26 protein-coding genes and 3 tRNA genes are annotated in these 23,390 nt (G+C 69.1%); 4 read left to right on the top strand and 25 right to left on the bottom strand.

Features of this window, described 5'->3' with window-relative positions; translation table 11 throughout:
* Positions 1-192: 192 nt before the first annotated feature.
* Positions 193-1,356 carry an acyl-CoA dehydrogenase family protein gene (locus tag PMI01_RS12745; protein ID WP_007669025.1) on the bottom strand — a complete coding sequence of 388 codons (1,164 nt, stop codon included), beginning with the start codon at positions 1,354-1,356 and terminating at the stop codon, positions 193-195.
* 31 nt (positions 1,357-1,387) lie between these two features.
* On the bottom strand, positions 1,388-2,377 hold the full coding sequence (locus tag PMI01_RS12750) for an NAD(P)/FAD-dependent oxidoreductase (RefSeq protein ID WP_007669026.1): 990 nt from the start codon (positions 2,375-2,377) through the stop codon (positions 1,388-1,390).
* 182 nt (positions 2,378-2,559) lie between these two features.
* Between PMI01_RS12750 and PMI01_RS12755 the strand changes: the two genes are divergently transcribed.
* Positions 2,560-2,982, top strand: a complete 423-nt coding sequence (locus PMI01_RS12755) for a helix-turn-helix domain-containing protein (protein WP_007669027.1) — start codon at positions 2,560-2,562, stop codon at positions 2,980-2,982.
* A gap of 402 nt (positions 2,983-3,384) precedes the next feature.
* Here the strand turns inward: PMI01_RS12755 and PMI01_RS12760 are convergent.
* From PMI01_RS12760 to PMI01_RS12830, 15 genes are all read right to left on the bottom strand, one after another.
* A tRNA-His gene (locus PMI01_RS12760) sits at positions 3,385-3,461 on the bottom strand.
* Between the two features lie 129 nt (positions 3,462-3,590).
* On the bottom strand, positions 3,591-4,325 hold the full coding sequence (locus PMI01_RS12765; RefSeq protein ID WP_007669028.1) for an energy transducer TonB: 735 nt from the start codon (positions 4,323-4,325) through the stop codon (positions 3,591-3,593).
* 9 nt (positions 4,326-4,334) lie between these two features.
* Positions 4,335-4,769: a biopolymer transporter ExbD gene (locus PMI01_RS12770; protein WP_007669029.1), complete on the bottom strand. Its 435-nt coding sequence runs from the start codon at positions 4,767-4,769 to the stop codon at positions 4,335-4,337.
* Between the two features lie 5 nt (positions 4,770-4,774).
* Positions 4,775-5,680: a MotA/TolQ/ExbB proton channel family protein gene (locus tag PMI01_RS12775; RefSeq protein WP_007669030.1), complete on the bottom strand. Its 906-nt coding sequence runs from the start codon at positions 5,678-5,680 to the stop codon at positions 4,775-4,777.
* 929 nt (positions 5,681-6,609) lie between these two features.
* A tRNA-Phe gene (locus PMI01_RS12780) sits at positions 6,610-6,685 on the bottom strand.
* 110 nt (positions 6,686-6,795) lie between these two features.
* Positions 6,796-6,966 carry a DNA gyrase inhibitor YacG gene (gene yacG / locus PMI01_RS12785; RefSeq protein ID WP_007669031.1) on the bottom strand — a complete coding sequence of 57 codons (171 nt, stop codon included), beginning with the start codon at positions 6,964-6,966 and terminating at the stop codon, positions 6,796-6,798.
* Complete coding sequence (locus PMI01_RS12790; RefSeq protein ID WP_007669032.1) at positions 6,963-8,003, bottom strand: ribonuclease E/G; 1,041 nt, start codon at positions 8,001-8,003, stop codon at positions 6,963-6,965. The genes yacG and PMI01_RS12790 overlap by 4 nt, the downstream gene beginning before the upstream one ends.
* Positions 8,000-8,587, bottom strand: a complete 588-nt coding sequence (locus PMI01_RS12795; RefSeq protein WP_007669034.1) for a Maf family protein — start codon at positions 8,585-8,587, stop codon at positions 8,000-8,002. Before PMI01_RS12795 ends, PMI01_RS12790 begins: the two co-directional genes overlap by 4 nt.
* Positions 8,588-8,595: 8 nt before the next feature.
* On the bottom strand, positions 8,596-8,814 hold the full coding sequence (gene infA / locus PMI01_RS12800) for a translation initiation factor IF-1 (protein WP_004617696.1): 219 nt from the start codon (positions 8,812-8,814) through the stop codon (positions 8,596-8,598).
* Between the two features lie 97 nt (positions 8,815-8,911).
* Positions 8,912-9,364: an arsenate-mycothiol transferase ArsC gene (locus PMI01_RS12805; protein ID WP_007669043.1), complete on the bottom strand. Its 453-nt coding sequence runs from the start codon at positions 9,362-9,364 to the stop codon at positions 8,912-8,914.
* Positions 9,365-9,404: 40 nt separating this feature from the next.
* Entirely contained in the window at positions 9,405-9,881 is a 477-nt protein-coding gene (locus PMI01_RS12810; protein WP_007669045.1) for a UPF0262 family protein, read from the bottom strand.
* A gap of 18 nt (positions 9,882-9,899) precedes the next feature.
* The gene (hisD, locus tag PMI01_RS12815; RefSeq protein ID WP_007669048.1) at positions 9,900-11,186 is read right to left on the bottom strand and encodes a histidinol dehydrogenase; all 1,287 of its coding nucleotides are present in this window, start codon (positions 11,184-11,186) and stop codon (positions 9,900-9,902) included.
* A gap of 247 nt (positions 11,187-11,433) precedes the next feature.
* On the bottom strand, positions 11,434-12,942 hold the full coding sequence (locus PMI01_RS12820; RefSeq protein ID WP_007669050.1) for an NCS1 family nucleobase:cation symporter-1: 1,509 nt from the start codon (positions 12,940-12,942) through the stop codon (positions 11,434-11,436).
* Between the two features lie 85 nt (positions 12,943-13,027).
* A complete protein-coding gene (locus PMI01_RS12825; protein WP_007669051.1) occupies positions 13,028-13,222 on the bottom strand; it encodes a hypothetical protein in 195 nt (64 codons plus the stop codon).
* Between the two features lie 109 nt (positions 13,223-13,331).
* Positions 13,332-13,814, bottom strand: a complete 483-nt coding sequence (locus PMI01_RS12830; protein ID WP_007669053.1) for an Lrp/AsnC family transcriptional regulator — start codon at positions 13,812-13,814, stop codon at positions 13,332-13,334.
* A gap of 115 nt (positions 13,815-13,929) precedes the next feature.
* Here PMI01_RS12830 and PMI01_RS12835 point away from each other — a divergent pair, with 115 nt between their 5' ends.
* Positions 13,930-14,814, top strand: coding sequence for an EamA family transporter (locus PMI01_RS12835; protein WP_007669055.1), 885 nt, complete (start codon positions 13,930-13,932; stop codon positions 14,812-14,814).
* On the opposite strand, the gene PMI01_RS12840 is transcribed toward PMI01_RS12835, so the two are convergent.
* The 4 genes from PMI01_RS12840 to PMI01_RS12855 all read right to left on the bottom strand — a co-directional run bounded on the left by PMI01_RS12840 (position 14,815) and on the right by PMI01_RS12855 (position 19,229).
* Entirely contained in the window at positions 14,815-16,725 is a 1,911-nt protein-coding gene (locus PMI01_RS12840) for a M1 family metallopeptidase (RefSeq protein WP_007669056.1), read from the bottom strand. It abuts the gene before it with no gap.
* A 229-nt stretch (positions 16,726-16,954) separates the two neighbouring features.
* The gene (locus PMI01_RS28140) at positions 16,955-18,082 is read right to left on the bottom strand and encodes a hypothetical protein (RefSeq protein ID WP_007669057.1); all 1,128 of its coding nucleotides are present in this window, start codon (positions 18,080-18,082) and stop codon (positions 16,955-16,957) included.
* Between the two features lie 197 nt (positions 18,083-18,279).
* Positions 18,280-18,591: an EthD family reductase gene (locus PMI01_RS12850; protein WP_007669059.1), complete on the bottom strand. Its 312-nt coding sequence runs from the start codon at positions 18,589-18,591 to the stop codon at positions 18,280-18,282.
* A gap of 164 nt (positions 18,592-18,755) precedes the next feature.
* Positions 18,756-19,229, bottom strand: coding sequence for a MarR family winged helix-turn-helix transcriptional regulator (locus tag PMI01_RS12855; RefSeq protein ID WP_007669063.1), 474 nt, complete (start codon positions 19,227-19,229; stop codon positions 18,756-18,758).
* 145 nt (positions 19,230-19,374) lie between these two features.
* Here PMI01_RS12855 and PMI01_RS12860 point away from each other — a divergent pair, with 145 nt between their 5' ends.
* Entirely contained in the window at positions 19,375-19,941 is a 567-nt protein-coding gene (locus PMI01_RS12860; protein WP_007669064.1) for a DUF308 domain-containing protein, read from the top strand.
* Positions 19,942-19,977: 36 nt separating this feature from the next.
* Here PMI01_RS12860 and PMI01_RS12865 read toward each other — a convergent pair whose 3' ends face one another.
* The 3 genes from PMI01_RS12865 to PMI01_RS27135 form a co-directional block, all read right to left on the bottom strand.
* The gene (locus PMI01_RS12865) at positions 19,978-20,409 is read right to left on the bottom strand and encodes a DUF2948 family protein (RefSeq protein WP_007669067.1); all 432 of its coding nucleotides are present in this window, start codon (positions 20,407-20,409) and stop codon (positions 19,978-19,980) included.
* Positions 20,402-21,700 (bottom strand): UDP-N-acetylglucosamine 1-carboxyvinyltransferase, encoded by a 1,299-nt coding sequence (murA, locus tag PMI01_RS12870; RefSeq protein ID WP_007669072.1) that lies wholly within the window; start codon positions 21,698-21,700, stop codon positions 20,402-20,404. The genes PMI01_RS12865 and murA overlap by 8 nt, the downstream gene beginning before the upstream one ends.
* Positions 21,701-21,821: 121 nt before the next feature.
* A complete protein-coding gene (locus tag PMI01_RS27135) occupies positions 21,822-21,965 on the bottom strand; it encodes a hypothetical protein (protein WP_007669075.1) in 144 nt (47 codons plus the stop codon).
* A 90-nt stretch (positions 21,966-22,055) separates the two neighbouring features.
* On the opposite strand from PMI01_RS27135, the gene PMI01_RS12875 reads away from it, so the two are divergent.
* Positions 22,056-22,130 (top strand) — tRNA-Thr (locus PMI01_RS12875).
* A gap of 69 nt (positions 22,131-22,199) precedes the next feature.
* Here the strand turns inward: PMI01_RS12875 and PMI01_RS12880 are convergent.
* Positions 22,200-23,102, bottom strand: coding sequence for a LysR family transcriptional regulator (locus PMI01_RS12880; protein WP_007669083.1), 903 nt, complete (start codon positions 23,100-23,102; stop codon positions 22,200-22,202).
* Positions 23,103-23,390: the final 288 nt, after the last annotated feature.

Below are 23,390 nucleotides of genomic sequence, written 5' to 3' on the forward strand. Positions count from 1 at the left end.
TTTCCGATCCGCTCACAGCCGATGGCGTGGGATCACACCCGCTTGCCCCCACCTGACCGCTGCGCGGTCTGTCGCGGCGAGGGGGCGGAGTTCGCACGGCGCCGGCGGCGAGGCTCTTCCCCCTATGGGGGAAGACGGCCGAAGGCCCGTAGGGGGCAAGGCGTGAGATGCTCAGCTCGATTAAGGAGCCCTTCAATAGCTCTTCGGCAGGCCCAGCACCCGTTCGGCGATGAAGTTGAGGATCATCTCGCGGCTGACCGGGGCGATCCTGGCGATCATCGCTTCGCGGAAATAGCGCTCGACGTCGTATTCCTTGGCGTAGCCCATGCCGCCATGGGCCAGGACCGAGGTCTCGCAGGCGGTGAAGCCGGCCTCGGCGCCCAGGTACTTGGCGGCGTTGGCCTCGGCCCCGCAGTCCTGGCCCAGGTCGTAGAGGGCGGCGGCCTTGAAGGCCATCAGGTTGGCGGCCTCCAGCTCGGCCCACGACCGGGCCAGCGGATGCTGGATCCCTTGGTTCTGGCCGATCGGCCGGCCGAACACCACGCGCTCCTTGGCGTAGGTCACCGCCTTGGACAGGGCCACGCGGCCCAGGCCCACGGCCTCGGCGGCGAACAGCACCCGCTCGGGGTTGAGGCCGTGCAGCAGGTAGGCGAAGCCCTTGCCCTCCTCGCCCACCAGGTCCTCCTGGGGCACGTGCAGGTCCTCGATGAACAGCATGTTACACTCGACCGCCTTGCGCCCCATCTTGGGGATCGGCTTGGCCTCGATCTTCTCGCGGTCGGTGTAGAACAGGGAAAGGCCCTGGGTCGGCTTGGCGCACTGGTCCTTGGGCGTGGTGCGGGCGATGATCAGAATCTTGTTGGCGCGCTGGGCCCCGGTCGTCCAGATCTTGCGGCCGTTCAGCACATAGCCGTCATTGGTGCGCTCGGCCCGGGTCTCCAGGCTGGAGGTGTCGAGGCCGGAATTGGGCTCGGTCACCGCGAAGCACATCTTGTCCTCGCCGGAGATCAGCCGCGGCAGGTGCTTCTGGCGCTGTTCGTCCGTGCCGAACTTCACGATCGGCATCGGGCCGAAGATGTTCAGGTGGATGGCCGAGGCGCCCGAGAAGCCCGCGCCGGACTGGGCCACGGCCTGCATCATCACCGCCGCCTCGGTCAGGCCCAGGCCCGCCCCGCCGACGCTCTCGGGCATGGCCACGCCCAGCCAGCCGCCCTGGGCGATGGCGGCGACGAATTCCTCGGGGAAGATTCCGGTCTCGTCGGTGCGGCGCCAGTACTCGTCGTCGAAGTCGGCGCACAGCTTGGCGACGCCCTCGCGGATGGCTTCCTGTTCCTCGGTCAACCAGAATCCGGCCATGCGCCCCTGCCCTTGCTGTTGTCGTTGTCGCTCAGGCCTTCGAAAAGCGCCGCGCGTCGAAGTGCGCGGCGTCCGGACCCGGGTCGTTGCCTGTCAGATACGCCGCGACCAGACCGGCCACAAGCGGCGCCAGCAGCCAGCCGTTCCGCCGCGCCCCGACCGCCAGCATCACGCCGGGGGTCGCGCTCCAGCCCACCAGCGGCAGGCCGTCGACGGTGGTCGCCCGCACCCCGACCTGGGTGGTCATCGTCGCCTGCGCCAGTTCGGGCCGCAGGCGGATCGCCGCCCGGCGCAGGCCTTCGGTCGCGGCGGGATCGATCGCCAGGTCGTCGCGCCCGACCTCCATGGTCGCACCGATCGCCGGACTTTGGCCGGGGCAGATGTAGGCCCCTTCGCCCCGGATCACCGGCCCCGTCGCCGGACCGCGATCGGCCCGCAGGATCTGGCCCTTGATCGGGGTCAGGGCGGCCAGTTCCGGGGCCAGGCCGGCGACGCCCGCCGCCCCGGTGGCCAGCACCACCCCCTCGAAGGCCGCGAGGTCCCCGGCCTCGAAGGCCCGCGCCTCGAACCGCACGCCCAGCGCCAGGGCCGCGTCATGCATCGCCGCCAGGGCCGGCCGCGCCTCGAGCCGCCAATCCTCGTCGCTGGTCAGGGCGCCGCCCTGCCGGCCCACGGGCGCGCCCACGGCCTGGAAACGGGCCGCGACGGCCTCCAGCCAGGCCGCGTCGCCCTCGACCCTCAGGCCGCTCCTGAGCAGGGCGATCCCCAGCGGCGCGGCGAAGGCCGGCCAGAGGTCGCGCGCCCGCCGCAGCAGGTCCAGGTGCGAGGTCGAGGCGGGGTCGAAGACGGCTTCGGCGACCGGGGCCAGCATGCCCGCGGCCACGCCCGAGGCGTTGTCGCCCAGGGGGCGCGGATCGAAAACCGTGACGTCCCGCCCGGCGCGCGCCAGGGCCAGCGCCACGGCCGATCCGATCGCGCCGGCGCCGGCCACCGCCACCCGCGCGCCAAGCCTCGTCTCCATGGGCGGCAAACACCCCCGCTCGCGCGAAAGGTCAACCCCGGCGGGCGATTTTCGGGACAAGGACCTGATGTGTCAGAGGCGTGACTAACGCAACCTCATGGGTCTATCCTGTGTTAACCAAGCTGGACCGCACGCCTCGCATCCACGCGCGACCGGGCGATCGCTGGAGGGACCAGAAGCGGATGACTGCAAAACCCCCCGCCGAAGCGGCTCACCCCGTCGACCTCTATGTCGGCGCGCGCCTCCGGATCCGCCGCAAGGTCCTGGGCCTGAGCCAGACCCAGTTGGCCGACGCCCTCGGCATCACCTTCCAGCAGATCCAGAAGTACGAGCGCGGGGCCAACCGCATCAGCGCCTCGAAACTGTACGAGGCGGCGCGGCTGCTGCAGTCGCCGGTGTCCTACTTCTTCGAAGGCCTGGACGAGACGGCCGGGGGCGACGCCGACGACGGCTTCGCCCAGCGCATGACCCAGTTCGTGGCCACCCCCGAAGGCCTGGAACTGGCCGGCCTGTTTCCCCGCCTGAACGACCGCCGCCTGCGCCGCCGGGTGGTCGATCTGGTCAAGGCCATGGTCGACGACGAACCGGCCGCGACGGCGCGCTAAGCCGGTCGCGCCAAGCCGCCCCCTTCTGACGCCCGGGCGCGGAACGCGCCTGGACAGCCTGGCCCCCAGACTCAGGCAGCGGCGCTGTGCCGCACAGGCTGGACCTATCGCAAAACACCGTTGGCGCGCAGCATCGCTTTCAAGAAGGCGGCGCGCGACCATCCGCGCGCCACGGGGGGAGCGTAGAGTGGAAACGTCGGAGGCCGCTTTGGGCCGCATTCGATACTGGTGGCAGACCCGGCCCATGGCCGGCCTGACCGTGGGTTGGATCCTGATCATCCTGATCGGCTGGCGCGTCTGGGCCGCCGTATCCGGCCACCACGGCTAATCGCGCCGGCGCTGGCCGCGCCCATCAACGAAAAAGGCCCGGCTTGGTGGCCGGGCCTTTTCGACGTCTGGCGATGGTACCGCCTCTCAGGCTTGAACTGAGGACCTCCGGTTCCACAAACCGGCGCTCTAACCAACTGAGCTAAGGCGGCGCATCGCGAGGGAGTGTCTTTAGTCGGAGGCGTGAGCCGGATCAAGCACCGAAACAGCCCCGTTCACACGAAAACGCCCCGGAGCGATGAAGCTCCGGGGCGCTCGTGGTCTTGCCGGTCGCCTGATCCCTAGCGGGGGACCTGGAAGACGATCGGGATCGTGATCTGACCACCGTCCACCGGAGCGCCGTCAAGCGTCTTCGGCTTCATGCGGAACAGTCGCGACAGCTTCATCGCCGCATCGCCGAACCCGTAGTCGCCGGGATTTTCCGACACGACGGAGCAGCTTTCCAGCGACCCCTTGGCGGTGACGGTGCACGACAGGGTCGCGCGGCCATTCACTTCCATCCGCTGAGCGCGGTCGGGGTAGTAGCGAGCCATGTCCTCACCGGTAGGCTTGCGGGCCCAGTCCGGCTTGGTGATGACCGACGCCCGCGCCGGCGGGTTCGAAGGAACCGGCGGCGTGGCGGAGATCACGGGCGGCGCCGTTTGCTCGACCCGTTCCTTGACAGGCGGGATCGGCAGGGGCGGCGGCGGCGTGATGTCCGGCGGCGGCGCGATCGGCGGCCTCGGCTGCACCACCGCGGGAGGCGGAGGCGGAGCGTTGGTCGGCGGCGGCGGCGGCGGCGGAGGCGGCGGCGGCGGCGGGGGCGGCGGAGGCAACTCCACGTCCACGGCGTCGTCGTGGTACTCCTTCATCACCGCTTCGAACTTCTGCTTCGCCAGATACGCGAACAAAGCAGCGTGGAAGCCGACGACGACGATCAGCGCGATACCGAAGGCGCCGAGGCCCTTCTTCCGGCGCGGACCTTCTGAGGTGAGCGGGTCGTAGTGGCGATGCTCAGGCGCTTGTTGTTCAGCCATGCATCACCCCTAGCTGTTCTCATCCTTGCCGATCAGAGCCACGCTATAGAAGCCATTGTCCTGGAGGGCGTTCATGACCTCCATGAAATTGCCGTAGCGCGTCTTTTCGTCGGCGCGGATGAAGATGCGCTCCTTGGTAGGGTCGCGTCTGCCGATGTTCTTGGCGAGGTCATCACCCATCGTGTCGATCGTGGTCTCAAAGTCGCCAATGTAGACCGAACCGTCCGCCTTGATGGAAATGTAGACCGGCTTTGGCGGGTTCTGCGATGCTTTCGCGACCGCCGGCGGCAGGTTCACTTCGACCGACACGGAGGCGAGCGGGGCCGCCACCATGAAGATGATCAGGAGAACCAGCATGACGTCCACGAAGGGCGTGACGTTGATCTCGCTGTTCTGTTCGACGTTAAACCTGTCGCCCCCACCGCCTGAGAGTTTGGCGGCCATCGGTCTTAGGCTCCTTTGTCGAGCTGGCGCGAAATGGCGTTCATCAGTTCAGCAACGAAACCTTCCGAGCGCGTGCCGTAACCCGAGATGCGGGTCTGGAAGTAGTTGTAGAAGATAACCGCCGGGATAGCGGCGAACAGACCGATACCGGTGGCGAGCAGCGCTTCGGCGATGCCGGGGGCGACGACGGCCAGGTTGGTCGTGTTGGTGTTCGCGATGCCGATGAACGAGGTCATGATCCCGTAAACGGTACCGAACAGACCGATGAACGGACCGGCCGAACCGACCGAGGCCAGGAACACCATGCCGCCCGACAGACGCTTCACCAGCGAGGCTTGCACCGCGTTGATGGCGTAGGTCGCGCGCGACAGCGTCGAGTCACGGTGCTCGCCGGTGACGGCCAGACCCGCTTGACGCGACAGTTCGACTTCCTGGGCGGCCGCGGCGGCCATGTCGGCCATCGGGTTGCCTTCGAATTCTTCCGACGAACCGATGCGGGCGATGTCGGCGATCGAACGGGCGCCGCGGAAGGCTTCCAGGAACTTGTCCGATTGCTTGTTCAGGGCGCCGAACTCGAAGATCTTGGTGATCAGCAGGACCCACGAGAAGATCGAGGCCAGGATCAGGCCGATCATCACGACCTTAACCACCGCGCCAGCGGCGAGGAACATGCCGACCGGGGTCAGCGAGTGCGATTCCTTCTTGGGTTCGGCGGCGGCGGCGTCAGCGGCCGGCGGAGCGGCTTCGGCGGGAGCCGGGGCCGGAGCGGCGGCGCCACCGGCCGGAGCGGCGGCTTCGGTGGTGGCCGGCGCAGGAGCCGCAGCGTCCTGAGCGAAAGCCGGAGCGCTCGCCATCAGCGCCATGGCGCCGACGAGTGCGATGAGGGGGGTCTTCCGTTTAATGTCGAGCATCTGTCGCCAGTTCCTGATTGGTCTAGCACGTTTGGACCGAGGGTCGTCGCGCGAGAGCGTCTCCACCCTAACTTGAATAGCCTGCGTGACGACCGATCTCTCGGTAGCCCTGCAGACCCGCTTCGCTGCGCTCGACCCGTTACGCCCCCCTTGCCGGGCTTGTGCCCCTGAGAAGGATCGTTTCGAAGCGCGTGTGACCGCCGCCCCTATGAGGCAGCGATCTTACCGCAATGTTAGAATTGCGGCAGGGGTCCTTTGGCAACCCCTTTTCGCACCGTCAAGGGGTGAGGGAGGGCATAAATTCACCGTCCCTTTGACGCACGGACTATCGTTGCCGCACCGCACAAAAGGGAAATCAGGATTTGAGGGCGGTTTTTCCCTATCATGGGGAATATCCATGCTGCGTTGCAACAAGCTGACAAAACGCCGGTCTTGCAGGCGTGACCACGGCGAGCACCGAGCCAAAGCGCAATCCTGCGGCGAACACGCCCTGGCCGTTCTCGAGCGTCCGCCGAGCGTCGCCCCCCGCCGAAAGTCGAGGAACGGGCCCGTCGACGCCTTCCGCCGCGCCAGAAGTGGCCGCGCCCGGCTGAAATCCGTCCCTCGATCGGGCGGAATCGGCGATTGGGCTTGCCGATTCCGGTCTTGGACGGCCGTCGCCGGACCGAAGCTCCGCCGCCGGATTCCGGACACATCGCGCTGGCCATCCGCCCGTCACGAAGACGCTCCAGGCGAGACCCGCGGCCGCGCGAAGACCCCGGGCGGGCCCGTGACCGGCGCGCTCGGACATGACGCAGACGGGCGGCTAAAATTTCACTTCTGCACGGGAGGGGGACGGAAGTGATGAAAGTCGCGGCGCCGGCCCGCCGGCCACGCGACGTCCCGAGCGAGGACTTCGATCGAACGGCCACGCCACGGAAGAGGAGGAGTGGTGCCTGGGGGCGGATTCGAACCACCGACACGCGGATTTTCAATCCGCTGCTCTACCAACTGAGCTACCCAGGCCCTGAGCCTTGGAGGCGGTCGAAACCGCCCCGGCGCCCGCCTGACGGCGAGGAGCCGCGTCTATAGGTGAGCCGAAAAACGAAGTCCAGCCCCTCGTGGACGATCGCCGACTATTCCCGCTCGAAGTCTGTGGACGGCGGGTTTTCCTCGTCCTCGTCGGCGCCGGGCACCACGTAGCGGTCCGACAGCCAGCGGTTCAGGTCGACGTCGGCGCAGCGCTTGGAGCAGAACGGCCGGAACTCCGGGATCGCGGGCTTCTTGCAGATCGGGCAGGCGCTCATGACGCGGAGACCTCCAGGCGGTCGTTGGGCCAGTCGGCGACAACGGACAGGGTGAAGCGCCGGCCGATCTTGTCGGCCAGGGCGGCGTCCAGGGCCGCGAAGGCCTCGGCCACGGCCGGGCCGCAGCGTCCGGCCAGCTTGCCGCCCGGGTCCGCCCTGCCCTCGCGCTCGAAGGCCCGGACCAGGCGCAGGGCGCCGGCGCGGGCCGACAGGCCGCCCGTCTCGTCGAGCAGGCGGTCGAGAATCGGCCGGGTCCGGCGCGGCACGATCATCTCGAGCGCCCCGAACTTGCTGATCGGCCCCAGGCCGACCCCGGGATTGTCGATGGCGAAGGCGTTGCGCGCCGCCGTGGTCAGGGCCGGACCATCGTGACCCCGGCCGACCAGATCGAACACCACCAGCCCGGCCAGGCCCTTCAGGCGCAGGACCCGGGCGGCCGTGGTGAAGGCGGCCATGTTGGCGGCGCGGGCCGCCTTCTTGGAGTCGCCGTCGCGGTTTCCGAGATCGACGTCGACGGCCACCAGGGCCCGGGTCGATTCGACGGCGATGTCGCCGCCGCCCGGCAGGGCGAAGACGGTCATCAAGGCCTCGGCCTCGGCGGCCTCGACCGCCTCCAGGGCGGCCAGGCCCTGGGTCGGCGAGCCGGACTTCACCCACAGGCGCAGCAGCTCTTCGATGGTCGGGGCGTGGGCCAGCACGCGGGGCTCGCCCTCGGCCGGTCCGATGAAGCGGGCCACCGCCGACTTGTCGCGGCGCGAAGGCGCGCGGATCTCGATCTCGACCAGCTGGCCCTCGACCAGCTTGGGCATGTCGGGGCGCAGCGGCAGCAGCATGTCGGCCCCGCCCGGCAGGGCGACGAAGGCCGAGGCGAAGGCGCGCTCGATCTTCCTGACCCGGGCCACGCCGCGCACGCTCTCGGCGTCCAGCGGATCATCGCCGTCCCAGGTGGCGACCAGGCGCTCGGGACGACCGTCCAGGGTAACGACCCCCACCGTCTCGCCGATGCCCTTGTAGAGGTAGGCGCGCCGCTCGCTCATGGTTTCGTCCAACCCAGGCCCTGAAGCAGGTTCATCGTCTCATAGAGCGGCAGGCCGACCACCGAGGTGTAGGAGCCATGCAGGTCGATGATGAAACCGCCGGCCACGCCTTGCACGCCGTAGCCGCCGGCCTTGCCGTTCCATTCGCCGCCGGCCAGGTAGTCGGCCTTCTCGGCGTCGGACAGATGCTTGAACTGCACGCGGGTCTCGACCAGCCGCGAGGCCTCGCGACCGTCGGGGGCGATCACCGCCACCCCGGTCAGCACCATGTGGTTGCGGCCCGACAGCAGCTTGAGGCAGTAGGCCGCCTGCTCTTGTGTCTCGGCCTTGGGCAGGATGCGGCGGCCGACGGCGACGACGGTGTCGGCGGCCAGCACCAGGCAGCCGGCCGAACGCGGGGCCACCGCCCTCGCCTTCTCGACGGCCAGGCGCAGGGCATGACGCCGCGGGGTCTCGTCCCGCGACGGCGCCTCATCGATGTCGGCGGGATCGACCCGATCCGGGACGACGCCGACCTGCGCGAGCAGGTCCAGGCGCCGGGGGCTCGCACTGGCCAAAACCAGCGGCGTCCGCTGGACGACCATCGCCAGCCCTACTTGAAGCGGTAGGTGATGCGGCCCTTGGTCAGGTCGTAGGGCGTCATTTCCACGAGCACCTTGTCGCCGGCCAGCACGCGGATGCGGTTCTTGCGCATCTTGCCGGCGGTATGGGCGATGATCTCGTGATCGTTCTCCAGCTTCACGCGGAAGGTCGCGTTGGGCAGCAATTCGCTGACCGTACCGGGAAACTCGAGCAGTTCTTCCTTAGCCATCAGGCCTCTCAAAACGGGTGACGCCATGCCGGTAAAGCCCCCGCGACGATTGAGTCGGGGAGCGGATCGCGGCTGCGAGGCGGGGTGTATAGCGCATTCACCCCCCGAACGTCGATGGCGCGCCGAAACGTTGTCGAATCGCGTTGGCCAGGGCGTCGCGCACCTCGCGGTAGGCCGCCAACATGGCGTCGCGGGAGCCGATCGCAAGGCTGGGGTCGTGGGTCGGCCAGTATTCGATGTCGGTGGCCCGGTGACGGGCCAGTTCCACGGCCCGGTGCTGGGCCTCGGGGGTCAGGGAGATGACCACGTCGAAACTGTCGTCCTCGAGATGGCCGAAGCTCTTGGGGCGATGATCGCCGACATCCAGGCCCATCTCGTCCATGACCACGGCGACGAACGGATCGACCTCCCCGGCCGGGTCGCCCTTCAGGCCGCACGAATCGACGAAGGCCCGGGCCCCGTAGAAATGCCGGAACAGGGCCTCGGCCATCGGCGAGCGCACGCGGTTGTAGTTGCAGGCGAACAGCACCGCGTCCGGAAGCCCCGACACCTCTAGAGCCTTTCTCTGCCGAAGACGCGGAACACGCCCCTCAGCCCCGCCAGTGCAGCGCGCAGATCAGGGTGAACAGCCGCCGCGCGGTGTCGAGATCGGTCTTGACCTTGCCCTCCAGCCGCTCGCGCAGCAGCGACGAACCCTCGTTGTGCAGGCCGCGCCGGCCCATGTCCAAGGCCTCGATCTGCTGCGGCGACGAATTGCGGATCGCCGAATAATAGCTGTCGCAGATCATGAAGTAGTCCTTGATCACCCCCCGGAAGGGCGACAGGGACAGCAGGTGCCGGCGCTCGTAGGCTGGTCCTGCGATGTCGAAGGCCAGGCGGTTCTCGATCAGCGACAGGCGCAGGTCGTAGGGCCCGCCCGCCGCCTCGGCCGGCTCGAAATAGTTGCCGTCCAACAGGTCGAAGATCGCCACCTGCCGCTCCTGCTCCTGGTCGCGGGACGCCGCCGCGAGGCTGTCCTCGTCAATGACGATGGACTTCAGGGACTGGCTGGCTTTGACGTCTGACATCGGAGGGAGACTTGCGCCTTACGGCTTCGAAGGCAATCGAATCGAGGCCGACAGCGCGTGGGCCGGCAGGCCCTCGGCCTTGGCCAGGGCCACGGTGTGGGGGCCGAGGACGCCGAACGACGCCGCGTCGCACTTGACGATCGAGGTGCGCTTGAGGAAGTCGTAGATCGACAGGCCCGACTGGAAGCGCGCCGCGCGGCTGGTCGGCAGCACGTGGTTGGAGCCGGCCACGTAGTCGCCGATCGCCTCGGGCGTCAGCCGTCCCAGGAAGATCGCCCCGGCGTGACGCACGCGGTCGGCCAGGCGCTCGGGGTCGTCGATGGCGAACTCGACGTGCTCGGGGGCCAGCAGGTCGACCAGGCGCGGGCTGTCGTCCAGATGACAGAGGATGATCGCCCCGTGGTCGCGCCACGACTCGGCGGCGTCGACGCCGGTCGACAAGGTCTTCAGCAGGGCGTCGACTGCGTCCGACACCGCCTGGGCGAAGTCTTCGTCGTCGGTGATCAGGATCGACTGGGCGGCCGGGTCGTGCTCGGCCTGGCTCAGCAGGTCGGCGGCGATCCAGTCGGGATTGTTGTTGGCGTCGGCGACCACGACGATCTCGGACGGGCCGGCCAGGGCGTCGATGCCGACCACGCCGTACAGCCGGCGCTTGGCGGCGGTGACATAGGCGTTGCCGGGGCCAACGATCTTGTCGACCGGCTGGATCGGCCCGGCCCCGTAGGCCAGGGCGGCGACGGCCTGGGCGCCGCCGATCCGCCAGATCTCGGTGACCCCGGCCTCCTTGGCGGCGGCCAGCACCGCCGGCTCCAGCTTGCCGGGCGGAGTGACCATGGCGATGCGGTCGACGCCGGCCACCTGGGCGGGCACCGCGTTCATCAGCACGGTCGAGGGATAGGCCGCACGGCCGCCGGGCACGTAGACGCCCACCGCTTCCAGCGGCGTCCAGCGCCAGCCCAGCTGCACACCGGCCTCGTCGGTCCACGACTGGTCGGTGGGGCGCTGGCGTTCGTGGAAGGCGCGGATGCGGGCCGCGGCGAAGGCGATGGCCTCGCGGACCTCCGGGGTAGCGGCGGCCGCGCCGGCCTCGATCTCCTCGGCGGTGACACGGATGGTGTGCTCGGTCAGCTCCACGCCGTCGAAGCGGCTGGTGAAGCTGAGCACGGCAGCCAGGCCGTCGGCCTGCACGGCGTCCAGCACGTTGCGCGCGGCCGCATCGACATTCTCGGGCGCGCCCCGGCGCTCGTCGAGGAAGGCCTTGAAGGCGGCGGGGAAAGCAGGGTCGGCGGAGTTGAAACGACGCATGGGGCCTAGATGCGGGTTTTTGGGACGGGTGCAAGAGGTGATTGGTGGTGGCGCACGCCCTTGCCCCCTACGGGCCTTCGGCCGTCTTCCCCCATAGGGGGAAGAACCTCGCCGTCGGCGCCGCGCGAACTCCGCCCCCTATGGGGGCGGACAGACCGCGAAGCGGTCAGGTGGGGGCAAGCGGGTGTGATCTCACGCAGAACATCCGCTGCGTCGGCCATAAGGAAAACGGTGACGGCGTAACCCCTCACCCTCCCACGCCTTCGGCGTGGGCCCCTCCCTCTCCCGCTGGGAGAGGGTTCAGGACGGAGTCGCCTCTGATCTGCATCGCCGCCCAATAGACCCCCGCCGCGATCCCCGCCCCCACGAACCACGCGTAGTCGTAGAGCCCCGTCCACGGCGCCCCCAGCCCGGCCGCCGCCGGCAGGCCCGCCGCCTTCAGGAACCCCGGCAGGTTCGGCGCCACGCCGACGACGAAGGCCGCCACCGCCGCCAGGTTCCAGCCTTTGAAGTAGGTGTAGCGTCCGGTCCGGTCGTACAGCGCCTCGACGTCCAGCTTCGTTCGCCGCAGCAGCCAGTAGTCGGTGATCAGGATCCCCGCCACCGGCCCCAGCAGGGCGCCGTAGCCGGTCAGCCAGACGAAGATGTAGCCTTGCGTGCTCTCCAGCAGCTTCCACGGCATGATCAGCACCCCGATCACCGCGGTGATGTAGCCGCCGGTGCGGTAGCTGATCCGCTTGGGCCACAGGGCCGAGAAGTCGTAGGCGGGGCCCACCAGGTTGGCGGCGATGTTGCACGACACCGTGTCGAGGCTGATGATCAGCAGGCCGACCAGCACCGCGACGCCGCCGATGTCGCCGGCCAGGGCCACCGGGTCCCAGATCGGCTTGCCGAAGATCAGCACCGTGGCCGAGGTGGTGATGACGCTCATGGTCGCCAGCAGGGCCATCGGGCCCGGCAGACCCACGGCCTGGCCGACGATCTGGTCCTTCTGGCTGCGGGCGAAACGGGTGAAGTCGGGGATGTTGAGGGCCAGGGTCGCCCAGTAGCCGGTCATGGCGGTGACGGCGGGGCCGAAGTCGCGCCAGAAGGTCCCGGCCTTGGCGCCGCCGGGGTCGTAGGCGCTGGGTTCGTGCAGGATCGGCCCCAGGCCGCCGGCCTTGCTCAGCGCCCACCAGACCAGCAGGCCGCAGACCACGACCTTGACCGGCGCCGTCCAGGTCTCGAGCTTGCGCACCGTCTCCAGGCCCTTGGTGACGAACAGCAGCTGGATCGCCCAGAAGACGGCGAAGGCCAGCAGCTGGCCGACCCCAATGCCCAGCACCGGGATCATCGGCCCGACCAGGCTCCTGCCGACCATCACCCCCAGCAGGGTCAGCAGCGCTCCGCCGCCGATCCAGGTCTGGATGCCGTACCAGCCGCAGGCGACCACCGCCCGGGCCAGGGCCGGGGCCCGCGCCCCACGCCAGCCGAACGAGGCCCTGGCCAGCACCGCGTAGGGCACGCCCCAGCGCGCCCCGGCGTGGCCGATCAGCAGCATCGGGACCAGCACCACCAGATTGCCCAGCAGCACCGCCCACACCGCCTGGCCGGCCGACATCCCCTGCTCGATCAGGCCCGCCGCCAGCATGTAGGCCGGCACGGCGATGACCATGCCCAGCCACAGGGCCGCGAAGTGCCGCGCGCGCCAGGTGCGCTGCTCCGGCGTGGTCGGCGCCAGGTCCGGATTCCAGAGAGAGTTGTTCGCCTGATCCAATGCCGCCCCCGCGATCACGTCGTGAGCGGAGCATCGGTCAGGCGAGGGTGGGCGTCACGCGCTAAGTGGAGCGGCGGCTGTCGCCCTACCCCATTCCCGCATAGGCCAGGGTTGCCAGCCCCGCCCCGAACAGCAGGAACATCGCCACCAGCCCCACCCGGCCCCACTGGATGCAGGGTCCCATGTGCCGCAGCTCGGCGGAAGCCGGCTTGTTGATGTCGCATTTCCTGAAGAACACGGGACGCACGCGCACACGGGTCACAGACATGGCGTCGGCCATGGTGAACCTCCCTAACGATGCCCGCCCCTCTGACGGGGGCGTGGGTCGAGGTTAACACGAAACTCGCCTGATAGGCGAACTACGGGTGCCACCGTTCGCCTTGCGCGCATCACTCGCGCGGGCCCGGAAGCGGCGGCGATCGCAGCGGCACCGGGGTCGACTGGACGATGGAGGTCGTGGTCTGGCCGTGGGCGAGGAACCGGTCGAGAATCTGGTCCATGTTTTCCAGCGCGTCCAGATGGACCTTGAGGATGAAGCAGTCCTCGCCGGTGATGCGGTGGCATTCGGCGACCTGCGGGATCGACTCCGCCAGTTCGATGATCCTGGGAAGCTGCCCGGCCATCGGCCTGACCCGGATGAACGCCGTGATCGGCCACCCCAGCGCCTTCGCCGACAGTTCGAGGCGATAGCCCAGGATGACGCCGGCCTCCTCCAGCCGGGTCAGGCGCTCCTTCACCGCCGGGGCGGACATGCCGATCCGCCGGGCCAGTTCCGAAACGCTGGCGCGGGGATCGCTGTCGAGCAGCCGCAGCAGTTCGACGTTCCTGGCGTCGAGGAGCAGGTCGTTGAAGTGAAGGTTATTTCGCGCCATGACCTTCAAACCTGTCCTGATAACCCAGAATTTGCCTTTGACTCACCATGGACCCAGACCCGTTGCATTGCAAAGATGATGGCCTTCACGGATCGCGGCGATGCACGGAGCCGACATGACGCTTTCAACGTCCGGATCGACCTTGGCCGTTCGGTCGGCGCAAATCCCGCCGCATCTCTATTTCGTGGCCAGCGCGGTCTTCCACTATCTGGGCCCGGCCTTCGCGGTGCTGCTGTTCGCCCGGGTCGAGCCGCTGGGCGTCGCCTGGCTGCGGATCGCCAGCGCCGCGATCATCTTCGCGGCCTGGCGGCGACCCTGGCGATTCTTCGGCCGGCTGTCGGCCGCCGACCGCCGCACGGTGGTCGCCCTGGGCGTGGTGCTGGCCCTGATGAACGCCACCTTCTACCTGGCCATCGACCGGCTGCCGCTGGCGACGGTGGGGGCGATCGAGTTCCTCGGCCCGATCGGCCTGGCGGCGTTCGGCATGCGGTCGGTCCGCAACGGCCTGGCCCTGGCCGTCGCCGTGCTGGGGGTCTGCCTGCTGACCCAGGTCCGCATCGAGGGCCAGCCGATCGGCTACCTGTTCGCCTTCCTCAACTGCGGGCTCTTCATCCTCTACATCGTGCTCGGCCACCGGATCGCGGCGGGCGGCGGCGTGGCGGGAATCGACCGGCTGGGCATGGCGATGCTGATCGCCATGGTCGCGGCCCTGCCGATCGGCCTGCGCGACGCGACGCCGGCCTTCGCCCACCCGCTGCTGCTGGCGGCGGCGATCGGGGTCGGGATCTCGTCGTCGGTGATCCCCTATGTCTGCGACCAGCTGGCCATGGCGCGGTTGCCGCGCGCCACCTTCGCCCTGCTGCTGGCCCTGCTGCCGGCCACGGCGACGGTGATCGGCGTGGTCGTGCTGCGCCAGGTCCCTACCCTCTGGGAGATGGTCGCCATCGGCCTGGTGGTGCTCGGCGTGGCGATCCATCGGCCCGAGGGGCGGGACGCCTAGCTACTTGACGATCGTGTCCACCGTCTGCCGCGTGACCGCGTGATAGAGCGGCCGGGTCTGGGCGTAGATCCGCTTGGCGATCGGCTGGCCCCACGTGTCCTGCTCCATCAGGTCCTTGAACAGCGGCGCCACGAACTTGCGGCGGCCCTGGTCGGTGAGGAAGGCCTCCAGCGACGGCGTGGCCGGGTCGTAGCGGTTGGCGATAGCCAGTTGCAGCCAGACGAAGCGGATTTCGCTGTTGCCCTGGGCCGACAGGCCGAAGGCCTTGTCCAGCGCCGCCAGCCGCTCGGCCGACAGTTGGCGCGGCAGGCTGGCGACGAACCGCGTGCGCTCCGGCGTGCTCCAGGCCTGCCATTTGGCGGCCGGGGCGGGACCGCCCTTGGCGAAGGCGGCGGCCAGGGCGTCCACCGCCGGGAAGGCGGCCGACTTCACGTGGACGGCGTTGTCGGGCAGGCCGACCTCATAGACCCACTTGTCGACGCCGATCGCGGCTTCCAGCTTGGGGTCGCCCTTGATCAGGTTCTCACGCAGGTCGGCGACGAAGCCGGCCGTGGTCTGCGACTGGAAGGCGTGGCGGGCGAAATAGGCCTTCAGATAGGCGTCCCAGCGTTCGCGGCCGACCGCCTTCTCGATGGTGCGCAGGAAGGTCGCGCCCTTCTCGTAGGCGATGTCGGTCATGCCGTCGTCGGGGTCGCGGCCGGTCAGGTCCAGGTGCAGGCGGGTGTCGGGGCTGGCCGGACCGCCGACCTCCTTGATCGTGTCCTGCAGGCTGGTCCAGCCCAGGTCGGCCAACATTTGGGCGCGCTCGGGACCATAGAGCTTCTCCATGATCCGGTTCTCGAAATAGACCGTGAAGCCCTCGTTGAGCCAGAAGTCCGACCAGGTGGCGTTGTTGACCAGGTTGCCCGACCACGAGTGGGCCAGCTCGTGGGCCACCAGGCTGACCAGCGAGCGGTCGCCGGCGATGATCGTGGGCGTGGCGAAGGTCAGGCGCGGGTTTTCCATGCCGCCGAACGGGAACGACGGCGGCAGCACCAGCAGGTCGTAGCGGCCCCAGGCATAGGGCCCGTAGAGGCTCTCGGCCGCCTCGACCATCTTCTCGACGTCGACCAGCTCGTTGGCGGTCTTGTCCAGCACCGAGGGCTCGGTATAGACGCCGGTCCGCACGCCCAGCGGCTTGAAGGCCAGGTCGCCGACGGCGATGGCGATCAGGTAGGAGGCCACCGGCTTGTCCATCCTGAAGCGATAGAGGCTGCCGCCGGCCACGGGCTCGCCTTCCGGCGGGCTCAGCATTTCGGCGCTCATCACCGCCGTCAGGCCATCGGGCGCCAGGATCTTGGCCGTCCAGGTCTGGCGGATACCGGGGCTGTCCTGGGTGGGGATCCAGGTGCGGTTGAGGATCGCCTCGCCCTGGCTGAACAGGTAGGGCTTCTGCTTGCCGGCCGTCTGGGCGGGCGTCAGCCATTGCAGGGCCGCGCCGCCGGGGGCGCTGTCGTAGCTGACGACGATGCGGCGGGCGCCGTTTAGCGTGACGGTCAGCGGCGCGCCGAGGATCGGGTCGGCTTTGCCCAGTGTCCACGGCAGGGCCGCGCCCTTGGCGTCGGTGACGCCCTTGATCACCAGGCCCTTGCTGTCGAGCACCACCTCCTTGGCGTCCGGGGCGGCGGCGATGTCGAGGGCGGCCGTGCCGGTCATCTTCTGGCCGGCGAAGTCGGCGGTCAGGTCGAGGTCCACGTGGGTGACCCGCGCGACCAGCGGCTGGGCGTAGGAGTGGATGTCGTGCGCCTCGGGGGTCATCAGGATGGCGGGGACCGGGGGCTGGGCGGGCGTCGCCGCCATCACCGCCGTCGCGGCCGCGCCGCACAGGAGGAGCGCCAGCAGGGCGGCGCGGCCGGTGTGTCTCAGGATCATGGGAGCCGGTTCCGATTGCAGCGGGCGCCCGCCCGCACGTGGACGTTGCAACCGTCTTAGCTGAGACCCGTCCAGCGTCCAGCCCCAATACCAACCCTGTCATCCCGGGCGGAGCAAAGCGCAGACCCGGGACCGCCGGAAGAGCAGGCGTTCACGCGCCGGTCCCGGATCTTCGCGCTGCGCGCTTGTCCGGGATGACAGGTTGAAGATGCTCAGGGTCTAGGGACGCTCAGAGATAGTCCAGCAGACTCGTCCCGCCCGAGTTGACGCTGCCGTCGCTGTTGAACATCGAGGCCAGCTTGTCCGACAGGTTCTGCATGGCGATCATCTTGTCGTAGAGCGCCGGGGTCCAGCCCACCGCCTGGCGTTCCTCGTCGCTCATAGAAGCGTATTGCGTGATCAGGGTCTTGCCGAACGCCGAGGGGTCGGACGAGCCCTTGGTGCTGTTGAAGGCGCTTGAGACGCTGTCGCGGTTGCGGGTGCGGATCTCGGCCGCGGCCTGCGCGACCTCGTGGTCGGAGAACTGGTCGCCCTTGTTCAGCGCCACCGCCGCCAGCGACCGGTCGTCGAACTTGGAAAAGTCGATCTGGCCGTCGTCGGGGCCGGTGGCCATGCCGTCCTTGGTCGCGGCGGCGTACTGCTTGTTCAGCACGCTGCGGACGTCGGAGGCGACCTTCTCGATGTCGCGGGTGCGGGGGTTGGACACCACCCCGCCGGTGTCCTTGAGATAGGCCGCGACCGGGTCGCCCTCGATACCCTTGGGTTGGACGCCGGGCTTTTCCGTCGCCTGCTTGAGGCCCTCGGTCAGGGCGGCCTTGTCCTTGGCCCACTGGCCCATGGCCTTCTCCTCGGGGCCGGCGGCCTCGAGGTTGGCCAGGGCGGCCTTGTAGAGCCCGGTGTAGTCGCCGGTCACCCGCATGGCCGAGGCCGAGGCCGACAGGGCGGCGTCGCGATTGGCCTTCAATTGCAGGCTGGCCACCACCTGCTCCTCGATCGGGAACTTGCCGCCCTGGTTGCTGGCGATGGCGTACAGGCTGCGGCGGTCCAGGCCGCTGACGTCGATCGTCGCCTTGCCGTTCTTCAGGGCGCTGCTGGCCTTGGCGTCGGCCAGCAGCTTGTCCAGCGCCGTGCGCGCGGCGCTGACGACGGCGTCGGTGGTGCGGGTGTCGGTCTGGGCCGCCAGCGCCGCCTGGGCCTGGGCCGACAGGGTGACATTGACGCTGGAGCCGCTGGCCTTGGCGGCCGCCGCGCCGGAAGCGTCGGGGCTCGTGGCCGTCGTCGCGGTGTTGGCCGCCGCCGTCCCGGTGGTGGTCAGATAGGGGTTCGCCGCATAGCCGTTCGTGACACTGCTGACCATGACGACCCCAACGCATCCGTCGCGAGATTACGAATCGCGACAAGCCTGAAACACCGCCACACAAGGCGGCAACAGGGTTAAGGCCGCATTAACCATGATGGGCCGGAGCGCGGTTGGGGACACACACGCTCCCAGCGCCTTGCCGTGATGGCCACGGCCGTGGATCGCGTGTGTGTCCCCGTCGTTTCCCGCGACGCCTAGTCCCGCGCGCTGACCTGGGCGATCGGCGTGATGTCGCTGAAGTTGACGATGTCGCCGCTGACCTCGGCGCCGCGCGGCCCGGCCAACGAGGCCTGCATGGCGGCGGCGTCCTCGAAGGCCAGGTGAACCATGGCCACGAACGGCGCGGGGCCACCGTCGGGAGCCGACAGCCCCTTGAACACCTGCACGTCCTTCAGGCCGGTGGCGGCGAAGGCCTCCTTCACCAGCGGGATGTGGACGTCGTCGTAATAGGCCTGGTCGAACCTGCCGCCGGGGGTCGCGGGATAGAGCACGCTGAAGATGACCATGTCGTCTCGCCGATCTGGCGGCCTCGCTTGAGCGCGAGCCGTCCTGGCGCTCACTTAGGCACAAGCACGGCGAGGCGCCACGGAGGCGGCCGGCCGTCTTGCGCGGGCCGTTCTCGATCCAGCCGACCTCCAGGCGCGGATTGCCGGTGGTCTCGACTGTCGCCTCAGTTCTGCGGCCGGGCCACCACGAACCGCGCGACCGAATCCCGGAACGCCTGGACGTCCTTGTTCAGCTGGATCAGCTTCTCGACGCTGAGATTGGCCGAGGCGAACAGGGTCTGGCCCAGGCAGGCGCTGCGCGCCTGCATGTCGCGGCCCGAGCCGGTCAGGGTGACCACCACCTGGCGCTCGTCGGCGGGATTGCGTTCGCGTGCAACCAGGCCGGCGGCCTCCATGCGCTTGACCAGCGGGGTGACATTGCTGGAATCCAGCCCCAGACGGTCGGCGATCGCGCCGATGCTCAAGCCGTCGATCTCCCACAGCGTGCTCAGCACCAGGTACTGCGGATAGGTGATCTCCAAGGCGTCCAGCAACGGCTTGTAGGCCCGGTTGATCGCCATGCTGGCCCCGTACAGCGAGAAGCACAGTTGGTCGTCCAGCGTGGGCACGTAGCCGGGCTTGAGCGCGGAATCTGACATGGCGACCTCCTGTCGGACCGATCTCTTAGGGCGAAAATAGATGTCGTGACAACTTTCGCCTGGACAAGCCGCGAGGCCTCGGGCTACGCCATTAGATGTCACGACATATAATGTCGCTATCGATAACCAAGCTCAGGAAATGATCATGGCCCAGGACACTGTCGCGCCGCCGCGCGAGACCCCCGACGCGCTGACGCGCTACTATTTCCTGAGAGCCGGCGTCGCCGCCGTCTGGGTGGTCGTCGCGTTCACGCTGGGCGCGGCCAATCCGATCGCCGCCGCGATCCTGCTGGTGCTGTATCCGGCCTGGGACGCCTTCGCCAACGCCCGCGACGCCCAGGCCAACGGCGGCTTCCGGGCCAACGGCTCCCAGACCCTGAACCTGGTGGTCAGCGCCGCCACCAGCCTGGCGGTGCTGCTGGCCCTGCGCGCGGGCATGCACGCCGTGCTGGCGGTGTTCGGCGCGTGGGCCGTACTCGCCGGCCTCTTGCAACTGGCGACCGGCCTGCGGCGCTGGCGCGCCTATGGCGCCCAGTGGGCGATGGTGCTGAGCGGGGCCCAGTCAGCCCTGGCCGGGGCGTTCTTCGTCAAGCAGGCGACGGGACCGGCGACGCCATCGATCACCACGATCGCCCCCTACGCGGCCGTCGGCGCAATCTATTTCCTGGTCGCTGCGGTCGCTCTGACAATCAAGAACCGGCGCCGCACCTAGCGCCGACCGGAAGGGCGGGGGGCCGCGCCCCCGCCGCTAGTCCGCGTGAGCCGGCTTGCGCGGCGTCGACCACGGCTCCGAGACGTCGGCCAGGACCACGTCCAGGCAGTCGACGCTGACCTTCAGGTCGCCGCCGCCGGCGAAGGTCAGCAGCACGCTGCCGCCCGGCGCCTCGCCGGCCTCGAAGGCCACCGACAGCAGCTCGACCACCGCCGACTTGGCGTCGCGACGCAGCTTGCGGGCCTGGACGCCGGTGACGTCGCCCAGTTGCAGGGCCGAGCGTACGCGCTCCCCCTTCTTGCCCGCGCCTTCCCAGCGGAAGCGGTTGCAAGCCAGGGTCAGGGTGCGTCCCTGGGCGTCCCAGCGGATGTCGCCGATCTTGGCGACGGCGTCCTGCAAGGCGGCGGAGATCACCGCCAGGTCTTCGGCCTCGTGGGCCAGCAGCTTCAGGGGGGCGGCGTCAGTCATGGTCGATGTCGCTTTCGGGCTCGCCCTTGATGCGGCGCACCTGTGCTCCGCAGGCGCCCAGCTTCTCTTCCAGCCGTTCGAAGCCGCGGTCCAGGTGATAGATGCGGCTGACCGTGGTTTCGCCGCGGGCGACCAGGCCGGCGATCACCAGGCTGACCGAGGCCCGCAGGTCGGTGGCCATCACCTCGGCGCCTTCCAGTTGCTCGACGCCTCGCACGCGGGCCTCGCCGCCCGACACCGAGATGTCGGCGCCCAGGCGCATCAGCTCCGGGGCGTGCATGAAGCGGTTCTCGAAGATGGTCTCGCGGATCCGGCTCTCACCCTTGGCCGTGGTCATCAGGGCCATGAACTGGGCCTGCAGGTCGGTGGCGAAGCCCGGATAGGGCTGGGTTTCCAGATCGACCGCTTCCAGGCGATGGCCGTTGCGCTTGATGATCACCCCGTCCTCGGTGCGGATCACGCCCGCGCCGGCTTCTTCCAGCTTGACCAGCAGGCTGTCGATCAGCTCGGGACGGGCCCGGGTCAGCTGGACCTCGCCGCCGGCCATGGCCGCGGCCACGGCGTAGGTGCCCATCTCGATACGGTCGGGGATCACCGAATGGGTCGCGCCGTGCAGCTTGGCGACGCCGGTGATGGTGATGGTCGAGGTCCCCGCCCCTTCCACCTTGGCGCCCATGGCGTTGAGGCAGATCTGCAGGTCCAGCAGCTCGGGCTCGCAGGCGGCGTTGTGGATCCGCGTCACGCCGTCGGCCAGCACGGCGGCCAGCATGGCGTGCTCGGTGGCGCCCACCGACACGAACGGGAAGGTGATCTCCGCGCCCTTCAGGCCGCGCGGGGCCTGGGCGTAGACGTAGCCCTCGTGCAGGTCGATCTTGGCGCCCAGGGCCTCCAGGGCCTGCAGGTGCAGGTCGACCGGGCGGGCCCCGATGGTGCAGCCGCCGGGCAGCGAGACCTTGGCCTGGCCGGTGCGGGCGATCAGCGGGCCCAGCACGTTGAACGAGGCGCGCATCTGGCGCACCAGCTCGTAGGGCGCGAAGCCGCTGGTGATCTCCGGCGCGTGCAGCACCGTCTCCGAACCGTCCAGCCCTTCGCGCTCGTCCACATGGGCGCCCAGGCGGGTCAGCAGCTTGCCCAGGAACCTGGTGTCGGCCAGGCGCGGCATGTTGGTCAGGCGCAGCGGCTCGGAGGTGAGCAGGCTGGCCGCCATCAGCTTGATGGCCGAGTTCTTGGCGCCGCTCACCGGGATGATCCCGTTCAGCTGCGCGCCGCCGGTGATGGCGATACGATCCAATGAAAGTCCCTCGTCGCGCGGCTGAAGACGTGGGGGCGCCGCGCGGTCACATGTGAAGGGGCGGTTCTACCGGTTGCAAGGGCCCACGCAAGAGCCTGCACCGAATCCACACGGTTCGTCCTCAGTCGGACGACGGTTCGGGGGTTTCCGGCTTGGCCGCGGCGGCGGGCGCGGCTTTCCTACGGCGAAGATTGGTCCGCAGCGCCTGGGCCAGCCGCGCTTCGCGGGCCGCTTTCTCGTTGTCCGGCTTGGGGTTCTGGCTCATCTTTCCACAGGTGAAAGCGCCGCGACGATCGGTCAAGACGATTTTGGCTTTGCCAACCGCGTTTGGTTCGCTATACGCCCCCTCCTCTTCGCCGCGGTAGCTCAGTGGTAGAGCGCATCCTTGGTAAGGCTGAGGTCCTGGGTTCGAGTCCCAGTCGTGGCACCATCGGGACCCAGACCCTGCAAGGGGTTTGGGTCCCGACCACCCCCAACTCCCCATATCCCCACACCAAACCTAGGCGCCGGCTTTCCCGTGCGCGGCGCGGGCGGCCAGGGCATGGTCGATCACCGCGCGCACCTTGGGCGATAGCTGTCGGGCGGCCGGATAGAGGGCGTAGAGCTCGCGATCGGCGACCCGCCAATCGCCGAACGTCAGCTCGATCAATTCGGGAAAGCGGCTGGCCAGCCCCTTGGGCAGATAGCCAACGCCCAGCCCTCCCCGCACGGCGAGGGCGCCGAGGGACAGGTCGTCGACCGAAGCGCTCAGCGCACGCGGCGTGAAGGTGAAGGTTTCGCCGCCCGCGTGGGCGAACCGCCAACCGTGGATCGGCGGCGTGACGACGGCGGGTAGGCGGACCAGGCGACGCGGATGATCCAGGCTGGCGGCTTCGGGCCAGCGCTGCAAGAACGCGCGGCTGGCGAACACGCCATAGGGCGCGGCCCACAGCTTGCGGGCCACGTGACGACCGTCCGGCAGCGGGGCCAGTTGGAAGGCGACGTCGACACCCTCCTCGATGAGGTCCGGGACGCCGTTGGTCAGGCGCAGGTCCATGACGAGGTCGGGATGGGCCGCAGCGAAGTCCAGCAGCTGGGGCGCGAACTCTTCGTTGCACACATGGTAGGGCGCGGTGACCGTCAGGCGTCCCGAGAGCCGGGAGTCGCACAGGTCCAGGCCCCGCGTGGCCGCCTCGATCTCGTCCATGGCCGCCGTGCAGCGATCGGCGAAGGCGCGGCCGTCGTCGGTGAGGCCGACGGCGCGGGTGGTGCGGCGCAGCAGCTGGGTCTTCAGCCGCTCTTCCAGGGCGGCCACCCGGCGGCTGACCGAACTCGTGGGCAGGCCCAGGCTTCTGGCCGCCGCCACGAAACTGCCCTCGCGCGCCACCCGCAGGAAGATCGCCACGTCGTCATAGCCCAGCATGCGATCGCTCCTCGCCCAAACCTCAGGGTTCAGATCGGCGCCGGCGCCACCGAACGCAAGGCGGGCATTATCCCAATTATGGAAAACACAGCTCCATGGGCGCGGATTGTCCCATCACTTCATGGACGGCATCTCCCATCGCGCCTCGCAGCCTCCGCGAGGCTCAAGGAGTAGACCCCATGAAAGCGCTTGTTCAGGACCGGATCGGCTCTCCCCTCGACGTCGTGGAGCTGCGGGAAGTTCCCGAGCCGCACGCCGGACCTGACCAGACTCTGGTGCGGATGGGCG

It is taken from the genome of Caulobacter sp. AP07 (genome assembly GCF_000281955.1).
Lineage (GTDB): Bacteria > Pseudomonadota > Alphaproteobacteria > Caulobacterales > Caulobacteraceae > Caulobacter.

Excerpts from the sequence above, each read along its gene's own strand:
- PMI01_RS12750 (WP_007669026.1), bottom strand. The coding sequence starts at position 2,377 with ATGGAGACGAGGCTTGGCGCGCGGGTGGCGGTGGCCGGCGCCGGCGCG.
- hisD (WP_007669048.1), bottom strand. The coding sequence starts at position 11,186 with ATGCGTCGTTTCAACTCCGCCGACCCTGCTTTCCCCGCCGCCTTCAAG.
- PMI01_RS27135 (WP_007669075.1), bottom strand. The coding sequence starts at position 21,965 with ATGAGCCAGAACCCCAAGCCGGACAACGAGAAAGCGGCCCGCGAAGCG.
- PMI01_RS12855 (WP_007669063.1), bottom strand. The coding sequence starts at position 19,229 with ATGTCAGATTCCGCGCTCAAGCCCGGCTACGTGCCCACGCTGGACGAC.
- PMI01_RS12825 (WP_007669051.1), bottom strand. The coding sequence starts at position 13,222 with ATGGCCGACGCCATGTCTGTGACCCGTGTGCGCGTGCGTCCCGTGTTC.
- PMI01_RS12880 (WP_007669083.1), bottom strand. The coding sequence starts at position 23,102 with ATGCTGGGCTATGACGACGTGGCGATCTTCCTGCGGGTGGCGCGCGAG.
- PMI01_RS12830 (WP_007669053.1), bottom strand. The coding sequence starts at position 13,814 with ATGGCGCGAAATAACCTTCACTTCAACGACCTGCTCCTCGACGCCAGG.
- PMI01_RS12840 (WP_007669056.1), bottom strand. The coding sequence starts at position 16,725 with ATGATCCTGAGACACACCGGCCGCGCCGCCCTGCTGGCGCTCCTCCTG.
- PMI01_RS12770 (WP_007669029.1), bottom strand. The coding sequence starts at position 4,769 with ATGGCCGCCAAACTCTCAGGCGGTGGGGGCGACAGGTTTAACGTCGAA.
- PMI01_RS12755 (WP_007669027.1), top strand. The coding sequence starts at position 2,560 with ATGACTGCAAAACCCCCCGCCGAAGCGGCTCACCCCGTCGACCTCTAT.
- PMI01_RS28140 (WP_007669057.1), bottom strand. The coding sequence starts at position 18,082 with ATGGTCAGCAGTGTCACGAACGGCTATGCGGCGAACCCCTATCTGACC.
- PMI01_RS12790 (WP_007669032.1), bottom strand. The coding sequence starts at position 8,003 with ATGAGCGAGCGGCGCGCCTACCTCTACAAGGGCATCGGCGAGACGGTG.
- PMI01_RS12865 (WP_007669067.1), bottom strand. The coding sequence starts at position 20,409 with ATGACTGACGCCGCCCCCCTGAAGCTGCTGGCCCACGAGGCCGAAGAC.
- PMI01_RS12745 (WP_007669025.1), bottom strand. The coding sequence starts at position 1,356 with ATGGCCGGATTCTGGTTGACCGAGGAACAGGAAGCCATCCGCGAGGGC.
- PMI01_RS12775 (WP_007669030.1), bottom strand. The coding sequence starts at position 5,680 with ATGCTCGACATTAAACGGAAGACCCCCCTCATCGCACTCGTCGGCGCC.
- PMI01_RS12810 (WP_007669045.1), bottom strand. The coding sequence starts at position 9,881 with ATGTCAGACGTCAAAGCCAGCCAGTCCCTGAAGTCCATCGTCATTGAC.
- PMI01_RS12850 (WP_007669059.1), bottom strand. The coding sequence starts at position 18,591 with ATGGTCATCTTCAGCGTGCTCTATCCCGCGACCCCCGGCGGCAGGTTC.
- PMI01_RS12835 (WP_007669055.1), top strand. The coding sequence starts at position 13,930 with ATGACGCTTTCAACGTCCGGATCGACCTTGGCCGTTCGGTCGGCGCAA.
- yacG (WP_007669031.1), bottom strand. The coding sequence starts at position 6,966 with ATGAGCGCCTGCCCGATCTGCAAGAAGCCCGCGATCCCGGAGTTCCGG.
- infA (WP_004617696.1), bottom strand. The coding sequence starts at position 8,814 with ATGGCTAAGGAAGAACTGCTCGAGTTTCCCGGTACGGTCAGCGAATTG.
- PMI01_RS12795 (WP_007669034.1), bottom strand. The coding sequence starts at position 8,587 with ATGGTCGTCCAGCGGACGCCGCTGGTTTTGGCCAGTGCGAGCCCCCGG.
- PMI01_RS12765 (WP_007669028.1), bottom strand. The coding sequence starts at position 4,325 with ATGGCTGAACAACAAGCGCCTGAGCATCGCCACTACGACCCGCTCACC.
- PMI01_RS12860 (WP_007669064.1), top strand. The coding sequence starts at position 19,375 with ATGGCCCAGGACACTGTCGCGCCGCCGCGCGAGACCCCCGACGCGCTG.